Here is a 22415-nt window from a genome sequence, read left to right as displayed (position 1 = left end):
GCGCTATCCGACCAGGGTGGCGGCGCGCTGAAAAATGGACACGCAATAATCCATCAGGTAACCGGCCATCCAGCGTCCGGCCAGGATCAGGGCCAGCAAGGTGACCAGCAGGCGCGGCAGGAAACTCATGGTCTGTTCATTGATCGAGGTGGCCGCCTGCACCAGCGCGACCAGCAAGCCCATGAGCAAACCGGGCACGACCAGGATCACCACCAGCAGCATCACGACATGCAGCGCTTCGATGATCAGGTCGACGGCGACTTCAGGGGTAAACATCGGTCAATAGCCCTGTATGCTGGTAACTAAAGTGTTGACGGTCAGGGTCCAGCCATCGACCAGCACGAACAGCAGCAGCTTGAACGGCAGCGAGATGACGAGCGGCGACAGCATCATCATGCCCATGGCCATCAGCACGGACGCCACCACCAGGTCGATGATGAGGAAGGGGATGAACAGCATGCAGCCGATCTGGAACGCCGTCTTGAGTTCGGACAAGACAAACGCGGCCAGCTTGACCGTGAAACTGTGGTCTTGCGGGCGCATGCTCGACGGCTCGCCGGCCAGGTGCGCGATCTGCGCCAGCGCGGCCTTGCTCGTCTGCGCCAGCATGAAGCGCGAAATCGGCACTTCGGCGATCTTCAGCGCTTCCTGCATGCCGATCTGGTCGCGGTCGTAAGGCACGAACGCTTCCTTCCACACCTGGTCGCCGATGGGACGCATGACCAGCAAGGTGAGAATCAGGGCGATGCCCGTGACGATACGGTTGGGCAAGCCCTGCTGCAGGCCCAGGGCCTGGCGCAGCAGGGACAGCACGATGACGAAGCGGGTAAAGCTGGTCATCATCATGACCATCACGGGCAGCAGCCCGAGCAGCGTCATGACGACCAGGATCTGCATCTTGACCGACAGGTCGGTCTTCGCGCCCGGCACCACGCCGGCCAGCAAGTCCTGCGCGCCAGCGGCGTTGCAGCACAGCATCAGAACGGGAACAGCCAGCGCGGCGGCCAACGCGCCGCGGCGCCGGCTCAAACCGGGTACCGCCAGCTTCATGCTGTCATCAGGTCGAGATTGAGGCCGTCGAGGTCGATGACTTTCAGGCCATAGTTCTCGCCGGCCACCACCACTTCGGCACGGCCGATCGGCGTGCCGTTGACCTTGATCACCAACGGTTCGCCGGCCAGCATGTCGAGTTCGATCACGCTTTCCGGGCCGATGGCCATCAACTCTTCCAGCGAAATGCGGGCCGAGCCCACTTCCAGGGTCAGGGTGACGGGAATCTTGCGCATCATCTGCGGAATGTCGCGCCGCGCGCGGCCGCTGGCCACTTCGGACACGTCGCCCTGGTCGATGATCATGTCATCACCCAGGTCTTCCAGCAGGGTTTCGCTCTGGTTGGTATCGGTCATATTCATATTATTCGACATCTTCAAAGGAGGTTAAACAGAGCTTGCCCTTGTGTTCGGAAACAGCAGCTGTAAATAAACGGGAGTCGTCGAGCATGACGTCGGTGCGGCTGAGGCTAACGGGAATCACGTCGCCCACGCGCAGGTCGAACAAGGCGCCCAGTTGCATCTGTTTGCTGACGAGCCGGCCTTCCAGCGTCACTTGCAGACGCGACGCGAGCGGGCGCACGCTGCCACGCAGGGCTTTCTTCGCTTGCGCGCGCTCGGGCAGCAGCCCGCGCAGCACGTCGGCCATCAGGCGCTTGTCCAGCGAGAACCAGAACTGACCGCTCTGCCCCGCTTCGACGTCGCTGAGCGCCACGGTGACGACCCAGCTGCCGCGCGCCGGATGCACGCCCGACTGCGCGGCGATCTCGGCACTGGTGTCGATGTCGCTGCTCTTGCCCAGGGTTTGCAGGTTCTTGTGGACGCGGGCGAACAAACTGTTCACCAACTGTTGTCCAAGCACCACAGCGAGGCGTTCTTCCGTGGCCGTCACGCGCACCTGCGCCGGGTCGGGCAGCGCCCCCTTGGCACCGGCACTACCGTAACGATAGTTCAGCACGCTCAAGAGTATCTGCCGTTCGAGGGCAAAGCCCGTCTGGCCGGCCGGCGTGGAAAAACTCAGCCAGCGGTTCACGCTGTCTTCGTTGTCCACGCGCGACAAGGTCACGGCGTCGATCTGGAAATTACCCCAATAGCGGCGACTCATCGGCTGGCGCAAGGCCACGGCCAAGTCGTCGCGTAGCTGGGCGCCGAATACATGCAGCAAATGGACAGGACGTCCAAGCAGACAGGAATCGAGGACTTGATGGCGCGCAGTTTGATCTGTCTTGGTAATGATTGTCATGTAGTGGTCATGTCGGTATTGCGGTGGCAGAACAAATTATACGGATCGCCCGAAATTAAATACAGCATCATCTATGACCTGAAGGACTGGTCCGCAAGCAAACGATTGCGCATCGTATCGCATGCTGGATGACTACGGTGCTGAACAATACATGAAAAAGCCGAATATTGCCATGTATCAATATTCCTTGAGGCAATCCTCTCTTTACTTTATAGTTGCCTACAGGTAAGCTTATGGCGACCAAATGTAGATTTGCAGTGCGCCATTCCGCTTACCTGATTCCGGTTTTATGGCAGTTTCCAGTTCTTCTTATTGCCATCCGTAGAAACTATTATCAGATAAATATTAGTTATCATGGCCATGTAAATCATGTCGGCATGAGTTTGCCTGGTTTGTTTGGCTCTGCTTGAGCGGATGGTGTGGCAACTGATAAAACTGATGGGCCCTGCAAATCGGGCCGGGCAAGATGGCATTGGATCTAATGCCTGCCGGAATGGCAACACCAGTAATTCTGATTGATACGTCACCGCATATTGAAAGTAGAGGGCACGATGAGCAACGAACTCGCAGGTCTGATCAAGGCCGATCTGGCAGCACTGAGCAATGACGCGCGCGCCCTGGGCGCCAGCATCGCGCCGGCCGCCCAGTTCGGCGCGCCGGAACAATCCGGCTTCTCCTTTGCGCAAAGCATGCAAGACGCCATCGGCAAGGTCAACGGCGACGACCGCCTGGCCGCGCAGAAAATGAGCGACGTCGACAGCGGCAAGAGCGACGACATGGTCGGCGCCATGCTGGCCAGCCAGGAAGCGAGCCTGTCCTTCTCCATGTTGATGCAAGTGCGCAACAAGGTCATGGGCGCCGTCGACGAACTCATCAAACTGCCTCTGTAATCTTCACGTCCTGATCCACGCCCAGCCTCCCAGCGAAAGTTACCCCAAGTGATTACCACCATGAAGTCCGCATTTGCGCGCTGGCGCCCTGGCGCCCAGCCCGCCATCCCGCCCGCCCTGCTGAAAAACCTGGTTCCCATCGTCGTGCTGGCCATCGGCATCACCGCCATGGTGACCATGTATGCCTGGCGCGACCAGGCCAACTACAAGCCGGTGTTTGGCGCGCGCGAAAAAGTGGCCGTGACGGACATGATGGCCACCCTGGACGCCGAACACATCCCCTACCGCCTGCATCCGGACAGCGGCCAGGTGCTGGTGCCCGACGCAATGCTGGGCAAGGTGCGCATGCTGCTCGCCTCGAAAGGCGTGACGGCGCAACTGCCGGCCGGCCTGGAGTTGATGGACAAAAATGACCCGCTGGGCGTGTCCCAGTTCGTGCAGGACGTGCGCTTCCGCCGCGGCCTGGAAGGCGAACTGGCGCAAAGCATCATGACGATGGACGCGATCGCTTCGGCGCGCGTCCATCTGTCGATTGCGAAATCGACGTCGTTCGTCGCCAGCGACGGCGACAAATCGTCCGCCTCGATCGTGGTGGCGCTGAAACCGGGCCGCACCCTGGCGCCGGAGCAGATCGCCGCCGTCATCAACATGGTGGCCGGCAGCGTCGCCAGCCTGGCGCCCACGCGCGTGAGCCTGGTCGATCAGGGCGGCAACCTGCTGTCCGCGCACGTCGACCTGACGGACGGCTTCGACGCTTCGGCTGCCGGCAATGAAGGCGCGAAGCGCTTCCAGGATGAAATCCGCCGCAACGTCACGGGCTTGCTCGGCCCCGTCATCGGCGAAGACAACTTCAAGCTCAGCGTGACGGCCGCCGTGAACAACGACCGCGTGGACGAAACGCTGGAAAAATACGGCGAAGCTCCGAAAGTGACGAGCGAGGCGATGCGCGAAGAGCAGGAACGCAACCGCACCGTGGCCGGCATCCCGGGCAGCCTGTCGAACCGTCCGCCGGCGGCCGCCGTGCCGGCACCGGCCGATGCCGCCGGCGCCGCCCCTGCCGACGGCGCACCGAAACCGTCCGACGACGGCACGGCCCGCAAGAACGCCACCACGCGCCAATACGCCTACGACCGCAGCATCACGCAGATCAAGCGCAGCCGTGGCCGCCTGGAAAAACTCAGCGTCGCCGTGGTCCTCAACAGCGCCGCCGCACCGAACCCGAAAACGGGCTGGACCCCTGCCGAACTGGGCAATATTGAAAAAATGCTCAACAGCGGCCTGGGCATCAACGCCCAGCGCGGCGACAGCCTGAGCCTGACGGCGCTGGCCTTCCCGGCCAAGCCGCCCGTGGCGCAGTGGTGGGAAGAGCGCGACACGGTCGTCGACTTCAGCAGCTGGCTGCTGTACGCCCTGGGCGCCGTGCTCGGCTACTTCCTGATCCTGCGTCCGCTGCTGCGCCTGTTGACCACGCGCCTGGCGCCGCCGGCACTGAAACAGCTCGATCCAGCCCTGGCACTGGGCGGCAGCAACGCCGCCGCCGGCGCCAATGGCGCGGCCGTTGCCGGCGCGCCGGCCCTGGGCGTGAATGGGAGCCCGCTGGCGCTCCCAGGCGAAGCTGCCGCCGGCGGCAGCATGCCGGTCGTGCCGCTGCTGGAAAACTATGACTTGCCGCCACCCGGCTCGGCGGTCGACGTGATGGTCGACCACCTGAAAGTGCTGGCGGAAAAAGAACCCGAGCGTGTCGCCGAAGTCGTCAAACAATGGATGCAGAAAAATGGCCGAACTCAACAACAATAATTTCCCTGATGACGCAGAAGTCGAGAGCGTCAATCTGAGCCCTGTGGAACAGGCAGCCATCGTGCTGCTGAGCATCGGCGAAGAACAGGCCGCCAATGTGCTGCGCTGCCTGTCGCGTGAAGAATTGCTGGAAGTCACGCAGGTGATGTCGCGCATGAGCGGCATCAAGGTCGAATCCGTGAAAACGGCCATGCAGACCTTCTTCGACGACTATCGCCAGCAAAGCGGCGTGCACGGCGCCTCGCGCAGCTACCTGAAGCGCTCGCTCGACATGGCGCTGGGCAGCGATATCGCGAATAGCGTGCTGAACAACATTTACGGCGACGCGATCCGCCCGAAAATGGCGCGCCTGCAGTGGGCCTCGCCAAAATGGCTGGCCGAGTACATCGTCAACGAGCACGTGCAGATGCAAGCCGTGTTCCTGGCCTTCCTGCCGCCCGCGCTGGCCGGCCAGATCCTCGACGCCCTGCCCGTCGAAGGCCGCGACCTGGTGCTGCTGAACCTGGCGCGCCTGGATGAGATCGACCGCGACCTGCTGGTCGAACTCGACGAACTGGTGGGCCGCTGCCTGGGCACGCTCGACACGCAGAGCACCAGCGTGGAAGGCATCCGCCAGGCCGCCGAGATCCTCAACCGCATGCCGGGCAACCGCGCCGCGCTGGTCGAACTGCTGCGCGCGCACGACCCGGACGTCGTGTCGGAAATCGAACTGAGCATGTACGACTTCCTGATCCTGGCCACGCAGAGCGATGTCACGCTCACGCGCATCCTGGAAGACGTGCCGATGGAACAGTGGGCCATCGCCCTCAAGGGCGCGGAACCGTCGATCCGCGACGCCGTGCTGAAAACCATGCCGCGCCGCCAGGCGCAGAGCTTCGAAGACATGATGCGCCGTTCCGGCCCCGTGCCGCTGTCGCGCATCGAACAGACGCGCCAGGAAATCATGGCCACCGTCAAGGGCCTCGCCGATGCGGGCGAGATCGAAGTGCAATTGTTTGCCGAAGCGGTGATCGAATGAAACACTTCCGCTCGTATCGTTTCCCTCCGCTGTCGCAATTCATCGCCGCCGGCCAGCGCGCCTCCAACGAGGATGCGGATGGCCAGTGGCAGGCGTCCGTCTCGGAAGGCTTCGAGCAGGGCCAGCGCGACGGCTACGAAGTGGGCCTGGTGCAAGGCCAGCAGGACGGCTACGACGCCGGGCGCAGCGATGGCATGGCGCAGGGCCGCGAAGAAGGCCGCAATGAAACCCTGGTGGCGCTGGACCGCCTGGCGCGCCCCGTCGACGCCATCTTGCGCGACCTGAAAAAAGTGCGCGCCGATTACCGCGAAGCGCAGCGCAAGGAAGTGGTCGACCTGGTGGCCAAGGTGGCGCGCCAGGTGATCCGCGCCGAACTGGCGCTGCAACCGGTGCAATTGCTGGCCCTGGTCGACGAGACCCTGGCCTCGATGCCGCCCACGCGCGAGGAAATCGACGTCTTCCTCAATCCGGAAGAATTGAAACGCATCAGCGAACTCGATCCGAAGCGCGCCAAGCGCTGGAACCTGATCGCCGACGCGCGCCTCGACGCGGGCGAATGCCGCATCAAGGCGGGCGACAATGAAGTCGACGCGGGCTGCCATCAGCGCCTGTCGGCCTGCATGGAACAGGTCAGCAGCCACCTGGCGCTGGCCGCCGAACACGCTGACCAGGGCGCGCCTGCATGATCGCCGACACGCTGCGCAGCTTCGAGATCGGCGATATTCCGGTCGCGACACCGACCGGCCGCCTGGTCGGCGCCTCCGGCCTGCTGCTGGAAAGCGCCGGCTGCCGGCTGCACACGGGCCAGCGTTGTCAAATCGAAACTGTGAGCGGCGAGTGGCTCGATGCGCAAGTCGTCGGCTTTCGCGAAAAACTGTCCTATTTAATGCCGTTCAAGAAGGCCACGGGACTGACCACGGGCGCGCGCGTCCTGCCCCTGCCCGACAAGGCCAGCCTGCAGATCGGCCCGTCGTGGCTGGGTCGCATGGTCAATGGCCTGGGCGAACCGATCGATGACCTGGGCCGCCTCGGCGGCGAACACATCCTGGAAGTGACGCCACCGAAGATCAATCCCCTGAAGAAACAACCGGTGGTCGAACCGCTGGACGTGGGCGTGCGGGCCATCAACAGCATGCTGACCCTGGGCAAGGGCCAGCGCGTGGGCCTGATGGCCGGCTCCGGCGTGGGCAAGAGCGTGCTGCTGGGCCTGATCACGCGCCAGACGGTGGCCGATGTCGTCGTCGTCGGCCTGATCGGCGAACGGGGCCGCGAAGTGCGCGAATTCGTGGAAAAATCGCTGGGCGCCGAAGGCTTGAAAAAGGCCGTGCTGGTGATCGCGCCCGCCGATGAATCGCCCCTGATGCGCATCATGGCCACCGAGTTGTGCCATTCGATCGCCGCGCATTACCGCGACCAGGGCAAGCACGTGCTGCTGCTGGTCGACTCGCTGACGCGCTATGCGATGGCCTTGCGCGAAGTGGCGCTGGCGCTGGGCGAACCGCCGGCCACGCGCGGCTACCCGCCATCCGTGTTTTCGAACCTGCCGCAACTGGTGGAAAGCGCCGGCAATGGCGCCCACCCGGAAGGCAGCATGAGCGCCATCTACACGGTGCTGGCCGAAGGCGACGACCAGCAGGACCCCGTGGTCGACACGGCGCGCGCGATTCTCGACGGCCACATCGTGCTCACGCGCGAACTGGCCGAACGGGGCCACTACCCCGCCATCGACATCGCCGCCTCGATCAGCCGCTGCATGGCGCAGGTGATCACGCCGACACACATGCAGGCGGCGCGCGCGCTGAAAGCGTCGATGGCGCGCCACGCGCGCGTGCGCGACCTGATCCCGCTGGGCGCCTACGTGCCCGGCGCCGACCCGATCACCGACCGTGCCGTGCAACTGCATGCGCCCATCGAAGCCTTCCTGTGCCAGGGCACCAAGGAAGAGGCGCCGATGGGACCGTGCATCGAACAACTTGAACAGATCATGGCCTAGGAGCATACGTGAGCGACGCGCATACCATCCGCAACCTGACCACCCTGGTCGGCCTGCGCAGCACCGAAGTGGAACGCCTGCAGAGTGACATGGCGGCGCAGACGGCCGTGCGCGAGCGTTACCAGAAAAATCTGGAGCGCCTGACGGGCCTGTACACGGATAGCGGCCCCAGCGGCGCCCTGCCCCTGGCCCTGTCCGTCAACTGCGGCAACTTCAAGCAAGCCGTGATGCAGATGGCCGACCAGCACCGTACCGATTTACACTTGCACGAAGCAAACATGGCCGTTTCGCAACGCGCCCTGAATACGGCCTGGGCCAAGCGCGAAGTGCTGGACCAGGTGCTGACGCAAAAACAAAAGCATGTTGCGAATGAGCAACAACGTGTCGATGCCAAGCGGCAAGACGAGCTGGCGACGCAATTCTGGTTCCGCGGGCAGGTAAAATGAGGTTTGTGTAAGTTTCTTTCAGGAAAACTTCACGAAACGGGAATGGGGGTCGCCTTGTACCGGTATATCCCTTTATTCAGGAGTCTGGCATGGCAAACGTAATTACTGCACCGCAATACGATCCGCTCGTCACTGCAAAAAACCTGGCCACCAAGTCGGTCGCGGCGCAGCAGGACAAATTGACTAAGCAAACCGCACTGGCCAACAACACGGCCGCGGCGCTGAACAACCTGAAGCTCGCCATGAGCGCCTTCCAAAGTACGATGACGACCATGAGCAGCAGCAGCAAGTCGCTGCTGAGCCAGTCCGCTACCTTCAGCAATACCGCCTATGGCAGCGGCACGGCCGATGCCACGGCAGTTGCCGGCAGCTATTCCTTTTTCGTACAGCAACTGGCCACAGCCAGCCAGACTTCGTATAGCGGCCTCGCCAGCAGCCCCGCTGCCGGCAGCGGCACGCTGGCCGTGCGGATCGGCGATCCGCTGGCCCCCGTCACCGCCGACAACAGCTTTGACATCGACCTGAGCGCCGCCGACAAGGATGCCGACGGCAACCTGACGCCGCAGGAAATCGCCGCCGCCATCAATGGCAACAGCAAGAACAACTCGCGCGTGACGGCTTCCATCGTCACCATCGGCAACCAGGCGCAGCTGGTATTGACATCGAACCTGACGGGCAAGGAAAACGCCGTCACGCTGGACGCGTCAAGCGTGACGAATACCGCGCTGACCAAGGCCCTTGTGACGGACGCGGCCACCAACATCAAGGAAGTCGTCAAGGCGCAGGACGCCATCGTCTGGCTGGGCGCAAAGGACACCGGCACGCAAATCACGCAGGCGTCGAATACCTTTACCAACGTGACGGGCGTGAAGATGACCTTCAGCAAGGCCATGAACACGGGCGACGCGCCCGTGACGGTCACGGTGGCAACCGACAGCGGCGGCACGGCAACCAATGTGCAGGCGTTCGTCGATGCCTACAACAAGCTGAAAAGCGTGCTGGACGGCCTGGCCAGCTCCGGCGATCCGGACAAGAACGTTGCGGCCGGCATCTTTGCCCACGATTCCGGCCTGAACGCCCTGCGCAGCAATTTGAACAATCTGCTGCGCCAGAGCGTCGGCGGCGTATCGCTGGTCTCCTACGGCGTCACCGCCAACCGCGACGGTACGCTGAGCCTGAATACGGCCAAGCTGACCGCCAAGCTGGCATCGAACCCTGGCGACCTGGACAAGTTGTTCGGCAACAATAGCTTGTCGGCCCCATCGGGCGTATTCGGCAGCCTGGACAAGGCGTTGGGCCAATGGAGCAACATCACCAAGGGCCAGCTGGTGCAGCGTCTCGATGCGAATACCAGCTTGCAGAAGTCACTGAGCAAAAGCACAGACCTGCTGACGAGCCAGTACAACACGGCCTACAAGCGTTTCCTGGATCAATATACGCGCCTGCAAGTCATGCAGGAACAGATGTACAAGACGGTCGACATGTTCGACGCCATGTTTGGCAACGCCAAATCCTAAGGCGAGCGTGCCTGCCGCGCCGCCCCAAGTTTAGACAGTGAGAAATAAGACATGTTAAACAATGAAGCTTACGGCAACTACCACGCCGTCAACCTGGATGCCCAGACCGCCCGTGCCACACCGGTCGAGCTGGTACTGGTGCTGACGGACGGCCTGCTGGAAGAACTGGCGCGCGCGCGCGGGCATATCGTAGGCAAGCGCTACGAGCAAAAAGCCATCAGCCTGGATAAATGCACGCAGATCATCAACGGTCTGTCGAGCTCGCTCGATTTCGACAATGGCGGCGAAGTGGTCGTCAACCTGGCGCGCCTGTACGACTATTGCGTGGCGCGCCTGTACACGGCCGGCATCAAGCTCGACCCGACCCTGATCGACGAAGTGACGACCTTGATGACCACCATCAAGCGCGGCTGGGTGGGCGTGCAGGCCAACAATGCCTAGGCGCGCCGCGCTGCAGCAGCTGAGCCGGCAATTGAGCGCGGCCATCGCGCAGCCGGACTGGGAGGCGATGGCAACCCTCTCGGCCAGCCTGGCGAAAAACATCCCGCTGCTGGCGGAACGGGGCGCATGGAATGCGCTGGAACAAACAGAATTGTTGCAATTGCGCAAAATTCACGCGCAAGCGGTTAAAATTTGCTCTGAGGAAAAAGAACGCCTGGGTTTACACCTGGGTGCATTACAGGCAAATAAGGAAGGTTGGGTCGCCTACGCCGCGCTCGGCGAATACGACTCGGACGGGAATCAAGCATGATCATGAACTTCAACACGGCACCGGCCGCTCCGGCACCGGCGGCCCCTGCGGCATCCGCAGCGACGCCAGCGTCGCCTCAGACGGCCACTTTGCCCGGTACGCCAGGCTATGCCAGCTATGCCGCCGCGCCCTCCGCCCTGCCCCTGTTTGCGCAGGTGCTCGACGTGACCGCCGTGGAAACGGCTGACGCCGACACGCCCGCGCCCGCGAAGGAGAGCGACAGCGACACCCAGGCCGACAGCGGCCTGCCAGCCATGGCCGCCCCCGTCATCGGCTTGCCGGTGACCATGCTGCCGCCAACGGACGCGGCCGCAGCCGAGGCGCGCGCCGCCACCCAGGCGCAAGTACAGACACAAGCACAGACACCGGTGCAGGCGAATGTGGCGCAAGCCAACCCGGCACTCAACATCAGCCTGCATCCCGCGGCCGTCACTCTCACCGCACCGGCGACGGTGCCAGCGCCAGGGCGCGATACGCGCGAACCGCTGGCCGCCGCCAACCCGGCGACGGCCGCCAAGGGCGGCGCGCCGGCACAGCCGTTCGAATCGCTGCTGCAGCAAAGCGCTCCGGCAACCGCCGTCGCCGCACCTGCCGTTGCCGCGCGCGAAGGCGAACGTGGCGCCGCGACACCGGCGCCGGCCACGCCCAACCTGGGCCTCACGGGCGCGGTCGGCAATACGGCCACCGCGGCCCCGTCCGGCGACACCATCAAGCTCAACGGCCCTGCCCAGCAATGGCAGGAACCGCTGCGCGAAGCGCTGGGGGAGCGCCTGCAGACGCAGATCGGCCGCAACAGCGAACACGCGACGATCCGCCTCGACCCGCCCATGCTGGGCCGCATTGAAATTTCCATCCGCCACACGGCTGGCGCGCTGCAAGTGAACGTCACGGCGTCGAACTCGGAAGTATTGCGCCAGTTGCAAGGCATCGGCGAGAACATGCGCAGCGACCTGGCGCAGCGTCAGTACACCGACGTGGCCGTCAATATCAGCGCCACGCCGCGCAACCCCGCCGCCCAGGCATTTGCCGAAGGCGATGCGCGCGGCCAGCGTCAACCGGGCCGCCAGAACGACGACGCGGAACCGGGGCGCGCCCTGTCCGACGGCAGCCCTGCCGCTACCACTTACGCCATGCATGAGCGAGAGATTGCCTGATGAATATGAAAATGAAACTGATAGGCGGCTTTGTCGCCGTGGCCGTGCTGGCCGCCGGCGCGGCTGGCGGCGCCATCTGGTATCTGGCCAAGCCGGTTGCCGGCCATGCCGAGGTCGCCGAAGCAAAAACCCCGCCGCCCGCCACGGGCAAGAAGGCACGCAAGTTCCTCACCTTGGACAAGGTCATCGTGATGCTGCGCCGCGGCCCCGGCGAAGGCGAAACGCATTACCTGTCGGCCGACCTGGTGATCGCCACCACCGAGGAAAAGGAAAAGCTGACCAAGGACCACTTGCCGCTGATGCGCTCGATCGCCGTCAGCACCTTGTCGAGTTTTCCGCTGGACAAGGCGCAGACCATGACCGTGGAACAATATGCCGAGCAGATCAACAAGGCCTTCAATGTCAGCTACGAGCGTGAACAGATGGAAAAACCGTTCACCGAAGTCATGGTCGGCAAGCTGATCATTGAATAAGCCAACACGCCAGTCGACCTAGTGGGAGATCCCTTGGCCTATGTAGAGCAATACCAGGAAGCGTATGGCGCCGGCGAATATGCCGCCGCCAGCGCTTGCGCGGCCGTGCTCAGCGTTGCTGAAGAGCAACAACATCTGGTGGCGTACTCCCCGTTGGTGAAACGCATCGTACGCCAGCTCAATTCGCAGGTGTCGGGCGCCATCGACCGCGACGACATGGAACAGATCGGCCTGATGGGCCTGCTCGAAGCCTTGCGCCGCTACGGCGTGCCGGATCAGTCTTTCGGCAGCTATGCCAGCCTGCGCATCCGTGGCGCCATCCTCGATGAACTGCGACGCCAGGACTGGCGCCCGCGCGCCGTGCGCCAGGAAAGCCACCGCCTGCGCGACAGCGTGCGCGCCCTGACCCGGCGCCTGGGACGCGAGCCGCTGGACGCGGAAATCATGGCCGCGCTGAAGCTGACGCCGGAAGCTTTCCAGGAATACCAGTTGGCGGAAAACGCCGAGCTGATCGCCAGTTTCGATGAAGTGCTGCAGGAAAGCCTGGGACAGGCCGACAGCGCACCGAGCCCGGAAGAGCAATTGATGGTGCGGCGCAGCCTGGAGCAGGCGCTGCGCGCGCTCGACGAACGCGAGCAGCGCGTGATCCAGATGTATTACGAATTCGAACTGAGCTACAAAGAAATAGCCGCCGTACTGGACCTGAGCGACGCCCGCGTCTGCCAGCTCAACAAGACGGCGCTGGGCAAGATGAAAGCCATGCTGCAAGACGCATAAGTATCAAGCACTATCCATCAAATTGACGCAGCACAATGACGCAGAAAGGCAGTTGACATGGTAATTATCGGTATCTTAATCGTGATGGGGTGTGTATTCGGAGGCTTCGCCCTGATGGGCGGCACCGTCCACGCGATCTGGCAACCGGTCGAGTTGATCATCATCATCGGCGCCGCCGTCGGCGCCCTGGTGCTGGGCAACCCGAAGCATGTACTCGGTGAAATGCTGCACCAGATGCGCAAGATCGTCACGCACAAGAAGCAAGGCTCGGAATTCCAGCGCCAGTTGCTGCTGCTGATGTATGAACTGCTGCAAACGGCCGCCGGCGGCCTGAAGGCGCTGGACGCCCACGTCGAGGCGCCGCGCGAAAGCGCCCTGTTCCAGCGCTATCCGCTGGTGCTGGAAGAGCCGAAGCTGCTGGCCTTCATCGTCGACAACTTCCGTTTGATGGCGATGGGCAAGATCAACGCGCACGAACTCGAAGGCGTGCTGGAGCAGGAACTGGAAGCCATCCACGACGAATTGCTGCAGCCGTCAAAGTCCCTGCACAAGATCGCCGAAGCCATGCCCGGCTTCGGTATTCTGGCCGCCGTGCTAGGCATCGTGATGGCCATGAATTCCGTGGCCGACGGCGCCGACGCGGCGGAAATTTCGGAAAAAGTGGGCGCCGCCATGGTCGGTACCTTCATCGGCATCTTCTTTTGCTACGGCGTGCTCGATCCGATGTGCAACATGATGAAACAGCTGGTGGGCGAGGAAGGCTCGACCATGGAATGCGTAAAGGTCGTGCTGGTCACGCACGTGGCGGGCAAACCGCCGCTGCTGGCCATCGATGCGGGCCGCCGCCTGGTGCAGCTGAACATCAAGCCGAGCTTCGCCCAGCTGGAAAGCTGGATCAATGCGCTGGAAGATGGCGGCGCCGAACAAGAGCAAGGCCAAGGCCGGGGAGGCCGCCGTGCTAAAGCCGCATGAGAAACATGAACAGGCCATCATCAAGCGTGCCGGCCGCAAGCATGACGACGATGGCCATGGCGGCGCCTGGAAAGTAGCGTTCGCCGACTTTTGCCTGGCCCTGCTGTCGCTGTTCCTCGTGCTGTGGCTGATGGCCGCGCGCGAGCAGCAGGCGATGAAGGAAATCATGATGGATGCGTCGGCAGGCAGCCGCCAGGGCGAAGGCCAGGGCGTCATGCCGGAACAGAAAGGCGGCCCGCGCGGCAGTCTGATCGAGCGCTTCCCCATGCCCCGCAAGGGCACGGGCGACACGCGCACGGAAGGCAAGCAGACGCAGGACGGCAAGGCCGGCAGCGCGCCGCAAAACCAGACGAAAGTGAGCTACCAGTCGCCGGAAGACTTGCTCTCCCTGTCGCGCGCGCTCGACAAGCTCAGCGACGAAGCGGGACTGAAGAGCAATCTGCAATCGGTGATCACGCCGTACGGTTTGCGCGTCATGCTGCACGACACGGACAAGCAAGGCATGTTCGTGCGCGGCAGCGCCGTGCCGACCGACCGTTTCCGCAAGCTGCTGCGCCAGATGGGCCCAGTGTTCGCGCAAATGGATAACCAGATGCTGATCGTCGGCCACACCGACTCGATGCAGTACGCCAATACCGGCTATGAAGGCTTTTCGAACTGGACCCTGTCGGCCAACCGCGCCATGTCGGCGCGCGCCCAGTTGCTGATCGGCAGCATGAGTCCGGACAGCGTGTTGCAAGTGGTAGGCATGGCCGACCGCGCGCCGCTGGATGTAAAAAATGCCAGCGCCGGCATCAACCGCCGCATCGAACTGTTAATATTGACGCGTGGCCAGGCCGACAGCATCGCCGCCATGTTCGGCATGGCCGGACAAAAGGCGCAGGGCGACGAGCTGCAAGTGGGCGAACCGGACTCGGGTACTTTGCAACGGCTGCGCGAGAAACTGGGCCTGCCCGCAAAGAAGGAGCGCGATGAGCATGCAAATTAAGGGCAAGGGACAACGTATGAAAATCTCCTCCGGCAATACCGGCGCTGCCGTACGCAGCAGCGCCGTCGCGCCCGCCGAGGCGATCGCCGAGAACGCGGCGGCCGGTGCGGTGACGCCCGGCTCGGCCGCTGGCGAACAGATGCAGTCGGCCGTACTGCAACCGGCCATGGCCGCCCTGCGCGCCATGCCCGAGATCGACCACGAAAGAGTCGCCATGCTGCGCGATGCGCTGGCCAAGGGCGAATTGCCGTTCGATCCCTCGAAACTGGCGGGCTTGATCCAGCGCTTCCACGGCGGTGAGTCGTGACCGCGCCGCGCAAGGGCATCACGCGCCAGGAAGCCGTGCGCCGCGTACTGCAAGGCATGGCGGATGACCGCAGCGCTTATGCCGCCCTGCAAACCTTGCTGGAAGAGCAGTTCCAGGCCACCTTGCACCACCAGAGCGCGCGCCTGACGGCGCTGGCCGACCAGGTCGTCGCCGCCGTCGAACCGCTCGATGCGCGCCGCCGCCAGCGGGTCAGCCTCGTCACTGCCCTGCTGGGTCCGCAAGGCGATATGCCACAATTGTTTGCGCTGTTGCAAGAAGACGCGCGCGCCACCGCCGAGCGCGACTGGGCGGCGCTCGAACAGATGGTGCTGGAATGCAAGCGCATGAATGCCCGCAACAGCGATTTATTAACAGAGCAGTACAGCATCATGCAGCGCGTGCTGCATGGCGAGGAAGATACGTATGCGCCAGGCTGATTTCCTGACCACCCGCGCCACGGCGGCGACGCCATCGACGATGGCCACGTCCGCCGTGCAGAGCAATATGCGCGCCACCGACGCCACTGGCTCGACCGGCAACTTCAGCAGCGTGTTCCGGCAGGTACAGGGCGAAGTGGCCCGCTTCATCGAACAGGGCGGCGGCAACGCCACCAGCCTGAATCCGCAAGGCCGCGCCTATCTGGAACAGAGCCAGCCCGTGAATGTGCTGGGCAGCATCAACCAGGGCGGCGAGATCGGCGAAACGCAGCAGCAATTCCTTGCCTCGATCAAGCCATGGACGCAAGAAACGGGCGCGCGCCTGGGCGTGGCACCGGAAATCGTCGCCGCCCACGCGGCGCTGGAATCGGGCTGGGGCCAGCGTCCGCTGCGCCAGGGCACGGGCGCGGACACGAACAATCTGTTCGGCATCAAGGCCGGCGGAAAATGGCAGGGCGACGTCGCCAGCAATGTCACCACCGAATACGAGGCGGGCAGCGGCACGGCCCTGAAGAAAACCGAACGCTTCCGCAGCTACCCGGACCAGGCCAGCGCCTTCCGCGACTATGCGCAGGTGCTGCTCGACAATCCCCGCTACCGCGCGGCCCTGAACACGGGTGCCGACGCGGGCGCCTTCGCGCAAGGCCTGGCCCGTGGCGGCTACGCCACCGACCCCAACTACGCCGCCAAGCTGACGCAGCTGGCGACGCGCCTGCAGCGCACGGCCGCCGCGGACTGATTCTCCTTAACGGCCGGGAATGTCGGCCGGCTCCACCACGCCCGCATCGACCACCCTGGCACGTATCACCGTGCCGCTGGTGGCGTTGCGCACGCGAATCACCTCGCCCAGCGCGCCCGGATCCATCGCCTCACCGGCCATGCTCACCTCCACCTGCTCCTTGCGCGCCACGATATTGACCGCACTGCCCCGCTTGATCAACACGGGCGACGCCAGTTGACTTTGCCGCAACACCTCGCCGGCACGCAAGCTGCGCCGGCTCGACAGGCCCACGGCGCCGGACAAGGCGGAAATACTGTCGGGCACCATCGTCACGTCGCGCCGCGCCAGGGTCACGTCGCCCGCCTGCAACGGCGTATTCGCCGTCACGGGCGCGCTGGTGACGGCCACCTGGGCCGTGATCGCGCCGCGCGCCAGCATTTCATAACGCCAACCGTTGCTTTCAGGACACACTGCGACAAAGCGCATGCGCTGCGCCGAACGACTGTCCGCCGTTTCCAGCGTGACGGGCGCAGCGCACGCCGGCACGGGGCGCGTGCTTTTTACCACGGCCACTTGGAACTGCGGTTCCAGCAGTCCCGCCGAGGCTGCTTGATGCGCCAATTGCTCGCGCGCCAATTGTTCCACACGCGAAAATATATTGTCGGCTGGCAATTCTGCGCGTCCTGCACTACTATATAGGCTGGTCAGTAAAAATAGGCTTGGCAGCAGTACGCGACGACATTGCGCCTTGTTCCACATCACGGAATAGTTCTCGAAGTAAATCATTGCTAACCTTAATCAAAGATACTGAAGCGGCATGACCTTACCATGCGTCAACATGACCAGGCTGGGATTTTACCTCTGCACCACCTATTTTCTGGCCCGAACCGCGAAAAGCACGATCGAATTCAACACAAAGGATGACCATGGGGATTAATTTCAAGGATGCGCTGGGCGTGCACGCCGATGCACTCGCGCTGCGTGCCGACCGTACACGCGTACTGGCCGCCAACATCGCCAATGAAAACACGCCCGGCTTCCAGGCCATGGACATGGATTTCGGCAGCGCCCTGCAACAGTTGCAGGACAACGAGGCCGGCCTGCTGTCGACCGACGACGATGCCAGCGCGCTGTACCGCGTCCCCTATCACCCCAGCCGTGACGGCAACACCGTCGAGATCGGCGTGGAGCAGGCGGCGTTCTCGCAGAATGCCACCGACTTCCAGACCAGCCTGACTTTCGTCAACATGAAACTGAAGGGTCTGTCCAAGGCCATTTCCGGACAATAAGGATCAGCATGAGCTTCCAGGATATTTCCAAGATCGCCGGTTCGGCGATGGCCGCGCAAACCGTGCGCCTCAATACCATCGCCAGCAACCTGGCCAATGCCGATTCCGTTGCCGGTTCCGAAGGCGAAACCTATCGCGCGCGCAAGCCCGTGTTTGCGGCCGTGATGGACGGTCCCGGCGCCAGCGGCGCCGGTGGGCGGGTGCAGGTACTCGACGTGGTGCAAAGCGATGAGCCGCTGCGCAAGGTGTATGAACCGGGCCACCCGATGGCCAATGCCGACGGCATGGTGTTCTACCCCAACGTCAATCAGGTGGCCGAGATGACCGACATGATGTCGGCCTCGCGCGCGTTTGAAACCAATGTCGAAGTTCTGGGCCGCATCAAGTCGATGCAGCAATCGCTCCTCAAATTAGGTGAAGCATAATCCATGGAAACCAATCTCTTTACAAATAACACCAGCGGCAGCAACAGCAACGGCAATGCCGTCAAGTCGCAAAGCAATGCCACCCAGGATATGTTCACCAAGTTGCTGGTTGCGCAGATCAAGAACCAGGATCCCCTCGCGCCGACCGATCCGAGCCAGTTCGTCAATCAATTGACGCAGCAGGCGCAAACGGAAGCGATGCAGAACCTGTCGGCGCTGACCAGCGCCAATGCCAGCGTGCTGCAATCGATGCAGGTGCTGGCCCTGGGCGCGCAAGTGGGCTCCGAAGTCATGGTCAACAGTGAAACGGTGCAGCTCGACAAGAGCAAGGTCAGCGGCACCATCGCGCTGGCTGCCGGCACCACCAAGACCACCGTGACCCTGAAAGGCCTGGACGACAAGGAATACAAGATCGAACTGGGCGCCAAGTCGGCCGGTACCGTTCCCTTCACCATCGATCCCGTGGCCTTGGGCTTGCCTGCCGGTACTTACAGCATGGCCGTCACCACCGGCGGCACTGAAAAACCAACGGTCGATATCGCAGGTAAACTCAACAGCGTGCGCCTGTCGTCCGGCGGCAGCATGATTTTGAGCGTGTCGAACCTGGGCGAAGTCAACCCTGGCGCGATCACCGGCTTCAACGGCAAGACGGCCTGATCCGCTCGCCCCTTCGTTTCCTGCACATTAATCTCGTCCTTCACTAAAGGAAGTCAACATGAGTTTCGACATCGCCCTGTCCGGTATCCAGTCCATCAACCAACAGTTGAACAGCACCAGTAACAATATCGCCAATGCCGGCACCTATGGCTTCAAGAGCAGCCGCGCCAACTTTTCGGCCATGTACGCCGGTTCGCGCGCCACGGGCACGGAAATCGGCTCGATCACGCAAAGCATGTCGCTCAATGGCGGCGTCCTGAACACGGGCCGCGCGCTCGACGCGGCCATCGATGGCCGCGGCTACTTCGTCGCGCGCGATGCGCAGAACACCATGAGCTACAGCCGCGTCGGCATCTTCTCGGCCAGCAACGAAGGCAAGCTGATCGACTCGAACGGCCGCCTGGTGCAGGGCTACGCCGCCGTCAAGGGCAGCACCACCCTGGGCGCCATGGGCGACATGAACATTCCGACGGGCCAGATTCCTGCCGTGGCGTCGACCAAGCTGGCGTATGCCGCCAACATGTCGGCCGAATGGACCATCAAGGCGGTGCCCTTCGACAAGACCAATGAACTGAGCTACAACAGCGCCAAGTCCTCGATCATCTACGACTCGCTGGGCGCCAAGCACTCGCTGGGCCAGTACTTCGTCAAGACGGCAGCGGGCGTGGACGTGTATTACACCTTCGACAACGCCGATGTGACAGCGACGACGCCGCCGACGCCGTCGGCGAAGCTGAAATTCGACACGTTTGGCAAACTGGATCCAACGACGCTTGTCTTTAATCCGCCTCTTCCCACGCCGGCCGGCGCGGCGGCCATGCCGTTTACCATCGACTACACCGGCAGCACCCAGTTTGCCGGCGAAGCGACCACCTCGACCGACCGCGCCGACGGCTATGCCTCGGGCACCTACACGGGCGTGGAACTGGCCAATGACGGCTCCGTCATGGCGAAATACACGAACGGTCAGAAGCAAAGCATCGGCGTGATCGCCCTGGCCACCTTCCCCGACGAAGGCGCATTGACGGCCGTCAACGATACCAGCTGGGTCGCCTCGACCACGTCCGGCACCGCCATGTATGACCGTCCGGGCGTCGGCATGGCCGGCAAACTGACGACGAGCTCGCTGGAACAGTCGAACGTCGACATCACCTCCGAACTGGTGGGCCTGATGACGTCGCAGCGTAACTACCAGGCGAACTCGAAGGTCATCTCGACCGAGAACGCCATGCTGCAATCGCTGATGCAAGCGCTGTAATCCACGATACGCAAAGGTAAAGAGCAATGGATGCGCTGATTTATACCGCCATGAGCGGGGCCGACCGGGCCCTGCGGGCCCAGCAGGTACACGCCAACAACCTGGCCAACATCGAGACGGGCGGCTTTCGCGCCAACCTGGAAGTGTCCACCGCCCAGCCGTTGCAAAACGGCTATGGCTACGACGACCGCCACATGACGCAGACGCAGTCGAGCGCCGTGGGCACGCGCACGGGCGCCATCAAGGAAACGGGGCGCGAACTCGACGTAGCCGTCACGGGCCCCGGCTTTCTTGCGGTGCAGTGGCAAAACGGCGAAGCCTACACGCGCGCCGGCGCCATGGATCTCGATGAAACGGGCGCGCTGACCATCAATGGCCGGCCCGTATTGGGCGAAGGCGGCCCGATCACGATTCCCGAGCACACCAGCCTGTCGATCGGCAGCGATGGCACGATTTCCATCCAGGTGCCGGGCACCGCGCAAATGCAGACGGTCGACAAGCTCAAACTGGTCAACGCGGAAGCGGGCGAACTGACCAAGAACGAAGCGGGCCTGATCGTGGCGCGCAGCGGCGAAGACTTGCAAGCCGATCCGGCGGTACGCATCCGCGACCGCCACCTGGAAGGCAGCAATGTCTCGGCCGTCGAGGAAATGGTCGCCACCATGAGCCTGAACCGCAGTTTCGAGATGCAGATGAAAGTCTTCAAGGCCAGCGATTCCATGACGGAATCGGGCAACCGCCTGCTGGGCGCTTGAGCCCCACGCCAATCTATTACTAGGAGCAACACATGAATCCAGCAATGTGGATCAGCAAGACCGGCGTGCAGGCACAAGATGCCAAACTGCAAGCCATCGCGAACAACCTGGCCAACGTCAACACCGTCGGCTTCAAGCGCGACCGCGTCGTCTTCGAAGACCTGTTTTACCAGGTCGAGCAGCAGCCGGGCACGCAGCGCGCCGACAACACCCTGTCGCCCTCGGGCGTACAGCTGGGTAACGGCACGCACATGGTCGGCACGCAAAAGGTGTTTACCACCGGCAGCCTGCAAACGACGAGCCGCGAATTCGACGTCGCCATCACGGGCAACGGCTTCTTGCAAGTGCTGCGCCCGAACGGCGAAGCGGCTTACACGCGCGCCGGCCAGCTGGGCATCAATGAAAATGGCGTGATGGTCAATGCCCAGGGCTTGCCGCTGGTGCCGCAAATCACCGTGCCGAACAATGCCACGGCGATCACCATCGGCGAAAACGGCATGGTCACGGCTACCGTGCCGGGCAATGTCAACGGCACCCAGCTGGGCCAGCTGAACCTGACCAGCTTCGTCAACCCGACGGGCCTGCTGGCGCTCGGTGAAAACCTGTTCCAGGAAACGGCATCGAGCGGCACGCCGACGGAAGGCCGTCCCGGCGAAGGCGCCCTGGGCAAGCTGAAGCAGTTCGCGCTGGAAGGCTCGAACGTCCAGGTGGTCGAGGAGATGGTCGACATGATCGCTGCCCAGCGCACCTATGAAATGAACACCAAGGTGCTGTCGGCCGCCGACAATATGCTGCAATACCTGGCGCAAGCGGCGCGCTGATGACAGTCGCCATGAAAACCACGGCGGCCATGCTGCTGGTGTTGATGGCCGGTTGCGCCAGCCGGTCGCCCGCGCCGGTGGTACCGAGCTTTTCCGATACGCCGCTGCCCGTGGCGCCGCGCAGCGCTGCGCGCGGCGGCGTGGGCGGCGGTGTCTTCAATCCCGACGCGGGCCTGGACCTGATCTCGGACAGCCGCGCCTTCCGCGTCGGCGACGTCGTCACGGTGGCCCTGCAGGAAACCACGCAAGCGAGCAAGAAGGCGGGCACCTCGTTCAACAAGGGTTCGTCCGTCGGCGTGAAAGCGGCCAATTTGCTCGGCAAGACCTTCCCGAAGACGGGCATCGACCTGTCGGCCGACCGCAACTTCGCCGGCGACGCGACCAGCACGCAGCAAAATGCGCTGTCCGGCGCCATCACCGTGATCGTGCAGGAAGTGTTGCCGAACGGTTTGCTGCGCGTGCAGGGCGAGAAAACGCTGACCCTGAACCAGGGCGAGGAATTCGTGCGCCTGCGCGGCTATCTGCGCTCGGCCGATATCGATTCGAACAACCAGGTCTCGTCCCTGCGCATCGCCAATGCACAGATCGCCTATTCCGGCCAGGGCACCCTGGCCGAAGCCAATACACCAGGCTGGCTGACGCGCTTCTTCGTCGGCCCATGGATGCCGTTTTAAGGT

The 22415-nt window shown here is 63.2% G+C and carries 29 protein-coding genes; 24 read left to right on the top strand and 5 right to left on the bottom strand.

From position 1 onward, the window contains the following. Nucleotides 1–3: 3 nt before the first annotated feature. From GCN78_RS16135 to GCN78_RS16120, 4 genes are read right to left on the bottom strand one after another with little or no spacing between them, the layout of a single operon-like run. Complete coding sequence (locus GCN78_RS16135; RefSeq protein ID WP_034757874.1) at nt 4–276, bottom strand: flagellar biosynthetic protein FliQ; 273 nt, start codon at nt 274–276, stop codon at nt 4–6. Between the two features lie 3 nt (nt 277–279). Next, nucleotides 280–1050, bottom strand: coding sequence for a flagellar type III secretion system pore protein FliP (fliP, locus tag GCN78_RS16130; RefSeq protein ID WP_152252602.1), 771 nt, complete (start codon nt 1048–1050; stop codon nt 280–282). Continuing rightward, nucleotides 1047–1412, bottom strand: coding sequence for a FliM/FliN family flagellar motor switch protein (locus GCN78_RS16125; protein ID WP_152252601.1), 366 nt, complete (start codon nt 1410–1412; stop codon nt 1047–1049). The genes fliP and GCN78_RS16125 overlap by 4 nt, the downstream gene beginning before the upstream one ends. Before the next feature lies 1 nt (nt 1413). Next, nucleotides 1414–2214 (bottom strand): FliM/FliN family flagellar motor switch protein, encoded by an 801-nt coding sequence (locus tag GCN78_RS16120; RefSeq protein ID WP_152252756.1) that lies wholly within the window; start codon nt 2212–2214, stop codon nt 1414–1416. 629 nt (nt 2215–2843) lie between these two features. Here GCN78_RS16120 and GCN78_RS16115 point away from each other — a divergent pair. The 17 genes from GCN78_RS16115 (at nt 2844) to GCN78_RS16035 (ending at nt 16551) form a co-directional block, all read left to right on the top strand. Beyond that, nucleotides 2844–3182, top strand: coding sequence for a flagellar hook-basal body complex protein FliE (locus tag GCN78_RS16115; protein WP_152252600.1), 339 nt, complete (start codon nt 2844–2846; stop codon nt 3180–3182). A gap of 60 nt (nt 3183–3242) precedes the next feature. Beyond that, nucleotides 3243–4979 carry a flagellar basal-body MS-ring/collar protein FliF gene (fliF, locus tag GCN78_RS16110; protein WP_152252599.1) on the top strand — a complete coding sequence of 579 codons (1737 nt, stop codon included), beginning with the start codon at nt 3243–3245 and terminating at the stop codon, nt 4977–4979. Continuing rightward, complete coding sequence (locus tag GCN78_RS16105) at nt 4957–5997, top strand: flagellar motor switch protein FliG (protein ID WP_152252598.1); 1041 nt, start codon at nt 4957–4959, stop codon at nt 5995–5997. Before fliF ends, GCN78_RS16105 begins: the two co-directional genes overlap by 23 nt. Beyond that, nucleotides 5994–6683: a flagellar assembly protein FliH gene (fliH, locus tag GCN78_RS16100; protein ID WP_152252597.1), complete on the top strand. Its 690-nt coding sequence runs from the start codon at nt 5994–5996 to the stop codon at nt 6681–6683. The genes GCN78_RS16105 and fliH overlap by 4 nt, the downstream gene beginning before the upstream one ends. Continuing rightward, nucleotides 6680–7990, top strand: coding sequence for a flagellar protein export ATPase FliI (fliI, locus tag GCN78_RS16095; RefSeq protein WP_077403166.1), 1311 nt, complete (start codon nt 6680–6682; stop codon nt 7988–7990). The genes fliH and fliI overlap by 4 nt, the downstream gene beginning before the upstream one ends. An 8-nt stretch (nt 7991–7998) precedes the next feature. Beyond that, nucleotides 7999–8436: a flagellar export protein FliJ gene (gene fliJ / locus GCN78_RS16090; protein WP_096235040.1), complete on the top strand. Its 438-nt coding sequence runs from the start codon at nt 7999–8001 to the stop codon at nt 8434–8436. Nucleotides 8437–8525: 89 nt separating this feature from the next. Then, nucleotides 8526–9953, top strand: a complete 1428-nt coding sequence (fliD, locus tag GCN78_RS16085) for a flagellar filament capping protein FliD (protein ID WP_152252596.1) — start codon at nt 8526–8528, stop codon at nt 9951–9953. 51 nt (nt 9954–10004) lie between these two features. Continuing rightward, nucleotides 10005–10394, top strand: a complete 390-nt coding sequence (gene fliS / locus GCN78_RS16080; protein ID WP_070219791.1) for a flagellar export chaperone FliS — start codon at nt 10005–10007, stop codon at nt 10392–10394. Between the two features lie 31 nt (nt 10395–10425). After that, nucleotides 10426–10704: a hypothetical protein gene (locus GCN78_RS16075; RefSeq protein WP_226939665.1), complete on the top strand. Its 279-nt coding sequence runs from the start codon at nt 10426–10428 to the stop codon at nt 10702–10704. Beyond that, entirely contained in the window at nt 10701–11858 is a 1158-nt protein-coding gene (locus GCN78_RS16070; protein WP_152252594.1) for a flagellar hook-length control protein FliK, read from the top strand. The genes GCN78_RS16075 and GCN78_RS16070 overlap by 4 nt, the downstream gene beginning before the upstream one ends. An 11-nt stretch (nt 11859–11869) precedes the next feature. Further along, nucleotides 11870–12331 carry a flagellar basal body-associated FliL family protein gene (locus GCN78_RS16065; RefSeq protein WP_319633137.1) on the top strand — a complete coding sequence of 154 codons (462 nt, stop codon included), beginning with the start codon at nt 11870–11872 and terminating at the stop codon, nt 12329–12331. A gap of 33 nt (nt 12332–12364) precedes the next feature. Continuing rightward, a complete protein-coding gene (locus GCN78_RS16060; protein WP_046684903.1) occupies nt 12365–13108 on the top strand; it encodes a FliA/WhiG family RNA polymerase sigma factor in 744 nt (247 codons plus the stop codon). Between the two features lie 57 nt (nt 13109–13165). Next, nucleotides 13166–14080 carry a flagellar motor stator protein MotA gene (motA, locus tag GCN78_RS16055; RefSeq protein WP_034757817.1) on the top strand — a complete coding sequence of 305 codons (915 nt, stop codon included), beginning with the start codon at nt 13166–13168 and terminating at the stop codon, nt 14078–14080. Then, nucleotides 14007–15068 (top strand): flagellar motor protein MotB, encoded by a 1062-nt coding sequence (locus tag GCN78_RS16050; protein ID WP_152252592.1) that lies wholly within the window; start codon nt 14007–14009, stop codon nt 15066–15068. The genes motA and GCN78_RS16050 overlap by 74 nt, the downstream gene beginning before the upstream one ends. Nucleotides 15069–15084: 16 nt before the next feature. Further along, nucleotides 15085–15375 (top strand): flagellar biosynthesis anti-sigma factor FlgM, encoded by a 291-nt coding sequence (flgM, locus tag GCN78_RS16045; RefSeq protein WP_102296968.1) that lies wholly within the window; start codon nt 15085–15087, stop codon nt 15373–15375. After that, a complete protein-coding gene (gene flgN / locus GCN78_RS16040; protein WP_152252591.1) occupies nt 15372–15812 on the top strand; it encodes a flagellar export chaperone FlgN in 441 nt (146 codons plus the stop codon). Before flgM ends, flgN begins: the two co-directional genes overlap by 4 nt. Then, complete coding sequence (locus GCN78_RS16035; RefSeq protein WP_152252590.1) at nt 15799–16551, top strand: glycoside hydrolase family 73 protein; 753 nt, start codon at nt 15799–15801, stop codon at nt 16549–16551. Before flgN ends, GCN78_RS16035 begins: the two co-directional genes overlap by 14 nt. 6 nt (nt 16552–16557) lie before the next feature. Here GCN78_RS16035 and flgA read toward each other — a convergent pair whose 3' ends face one another. Then, nucleotides 16558–17154 carry a flagellar basal body P-ring formation chaperone FlgA gene (flgA, locus tag GCN78_RS16030; RefSeq protein ID WP_226939664.1) on the bottom strand — a complete coding sequence of 199 codons (597 nt, stop codon included), beginning with the start codon at nt 17152–17154 and terminating at the stop codon, nt 16558–16560. A gap of 305 nt (nt 17155–17459) precedes the next feature. On the opposite strand from flgA, the gene flgB reads away from it, so the two are divergent. From flgB to flgH, 7 genes are read left to right on the top strand one after another with little or no spacing between them, the layout of a single operon-like run. Continuing rightward, the gene (gene flgB / locus GCN78_RS16025; protein ID WP_034758109.1) at nt 17460–17822 is read left to right on the top strand and encodes a flagellar basal body rod protein FlgB; all 363 of its coding nucleotides are present in this window, start codon (nt 17460–17462) and stop codon (nt 17820–17822) included. Between the two features lie 8 nt (nt 17823–17830). Beyond that, on the top strand, nt 17831–18247 hold the full coding sequence (gene flgC / locus GCN78_RS16020; RefSeq protein ID WP_034757795.1) for a flagellar basal body rod protein FlgC: 417 nt from the start codon (nt 17831–17833) through the stop codon (nt 18245–18247). A gap of 3 nt (nt 18248–18250) precedes the next feature. Beyond that, nucleotides 18251–18904, top strand: coding sequence for a flagellar hook capping FlgD N-terminal domain-containing protein (locus tag GCN78_RS16015; protein WP_152252588.1), 654 nt, complete (start codon nt 18251–18253; stop codon nt 18902–18904). A 58-nt stretch (nt 18905–18962) separates the two neighbouring features. Next, nucleotides 18963–20162: a flagellar hook protein FlgE gene (locus GCN78_RS16010; protein WP_152252587.1), complete on the top strand. Its 1200-nt coding sequence runs from the start codon at nt 18963–18965 to the stop codon at nt 20160–20162. Nucleotides 20163–20188: 26 nt separating this feature from the next. Further along, entirely contained in the window at nt 20189–20917 is a 729-nt protein-coding gene (locus tag GCN78_RS16005) for a flagellar basal body rod protein FlgF (RefSeq protein WP_099664392.1), read from the top strand. Between the two features lie 32 nt (nt 20918–20949). Further along, nucleotides 20950–21738, top strand: a complete 789-nt coding sequence (flgG, locus tag GCN78_RS16000; RefSeq protein ID WP_170909686.1) for a flagellar basal-body rod protein FlgG — start codon at nt 20950–20952, stop codon at nt 21736–21738. A gap of 11 nt (nt 21739–21749) precedes the next feature. Next, nucleotides 21750–22412 carry a flagellar basal body L-ring protein FlgH gene (gene flgH, locus GCN78_RS15995; protein WP_152252586.1) on the top strand — a complete coding sequence of 221 codons (663 nt, stop codon included), beginning with the start codon at nt 21750–21752 and terminating at the stop codon, nt 22410–22412. Nucleotides 22413–22415 lie beyond the last annotated feature (3 nt).

This window comes from Janthinobacterium rivuli (assembly GCF_009208735.1).
Taxonomy (GTDB): Bacteria; Pseudomonadota; Gammaproteobacteria; order Burkholderiales; family Burkholderiaceae_D; genus Janthinobacterium.
Note: the sequence above shows the minus strand (reverse complement) of the source record. Positions and strands in the feature narration are given on the sequence as shown.

Bases quoted from the DNA above. Each gene is read 5' to 3' on its own strand.
- GCN78_RS16070 (WP_152252594.1), top strand. From the start codon at position 10,701: ATGATCATGAACTTCAACACGGCACCGGCCGCTCCGGCACCGGCGGCC.
- fliH (WP_152252597.1), top strand. From the start codon at position 5,994: ATGAAACACTTCCGCTCGTATCGTTTCCCTCCGCTGTCGCAATTCATC.
- GCN78_RS16065 (WP_319633137.1), top strand. From the start codon at position 11,870: ATGAAACTGATAGGCGGCTTTGTCGCCGTGGCCGTGCTGGCCGCCGGC.
- GCN78_RS16115 (WP_152252600.1), top strand. From the start codon at position 2,844: ATGAGCAACGAACTCGCAGGTCTGATCAAGGCCGATCTGGCAGCACTG.
- GCN78_RS16135 (WP_034757874.1), bottom strand. From the start codon at position 276: ATGTTTACCCCTGAAGTCGCCGTCGACCTGATCATCGAAGCGCTGCAT.
- fliP (WP_152252602.1), bottom strand. From the start codon at position 1,050: ATGAAGCTGGCGGTACCCGGTTTGAGCCGGCGCCGCGGCGCGTTGGCC.
- GCN78_RS16015 (WP_152252588.1), top strand. From the start codon at position 18,251: ATGGAAACCAATCTCTTTACAAATAACACCAGCGGCAGCAACAGCAAC.
- fliD (WP_152252596.1), top strand. From the start codon at position 8,526: ATGGCAAACGTAATTACTGCACCGCAATACGATCCGCTCGTCACTGCA.
- GCN78_RS16010 (WP_152252587.1), top strand. From the start codon at position 18,963: ATGAGTTTCGACATCGCCCTGTCCGGTATCCAGTCCATCAACCAACAG.
- flgC (WP_034757795.1), top strand. From the start codon at position 17,831: ATGAGCTTCCAGGATATTTCCAAGATCGCCGGTTCGGCGATGGCCGCG.
- flgM (WP_102296968.1), top strand. From the start codon at position 15,085: ATGAAAATCTCCTCCGGCAATACCGGCGCTGCCGTACGCAGCAGCGCC.
- motA (WP_034757817.1), top strand. From the start codon at position 13,166: ATGGTAATTATCGGTATCTTAATCGTGATGGGGTGTGTATTCGGAGGC.
- fliI (WP_077403166.1), top strand. From the start codon at position 6,680: ATGATCGCCGACACGCTGCGCAGCTTCGAGATCGGCGATATTCCGGTC.
- GCN78_RS16125 (WP_152252601.1), bottom strand. From the start codon at position 1,412: ATGAATATGACCGATACCAACCAGAGCGAAACCCTGCTGGAAGACCTG.
- flgH (WP_152252586.1), top strand. From the start codon at position 21,750: ATGAAAACCACGGCGGCCATGCTGCTGGTGTTGATGGCCGGTTGCGCC.
- fliS (WP_070219791.1), top strand. From the start codon at position 10,005: ATGTTAAACAATGAAGCTTACGGCAACTACCACGCCGTCAACCTGGAT.
- flgB (WP_034758109.1), top strand. From the start codon at position 17,460: ATGGGGATTAATTTCAAGGATGCGCTGGGCGTGCACGCCGATGCACTC.
- GCN78_RS16050 (WP_152252592.1), top strand. From the start codon at position 14,007: ATGCGCTGGAAGATGGCGGCGCCGAACAAGAGCAAGGCCAAGGCCGGG.
- flgG (WP_170909686.1), top strand. From the start codon at position 20,950: ATGAATCCAGCAATGTGGATCAGCAAGACCGGCGTGCAGGCACAAGAT.
- GCN78_RS16005 (WP_099664392.1), top strand. From the start codon at position 20,189: ATGGATGCGCTGATTTATACCGCCATGAGCGGGGCCGACCGGGCCCTG.
- GCN78_RS16035 (WP_152252590.1), top strand. From the start codon at position 15,799: ATGCGCCAGGCTGATTTCCTGACCACCCGCGCCACGGCGGCGACGCCA.
- GCN78_RS16105 (WP_152252598.1), top strand. From the start codon at position 4,957: ATGGCCGAACTCAACAACAATAATTTCCCTGATGACGCAGAAGTCGAG.
- fliF (WP_152252599.1), top strand. From the start codon at position 3,243: ATGAAGTCCGCATTTGCGCGCTGGCGCCCTGGCGCCCAGCCCGCCATC.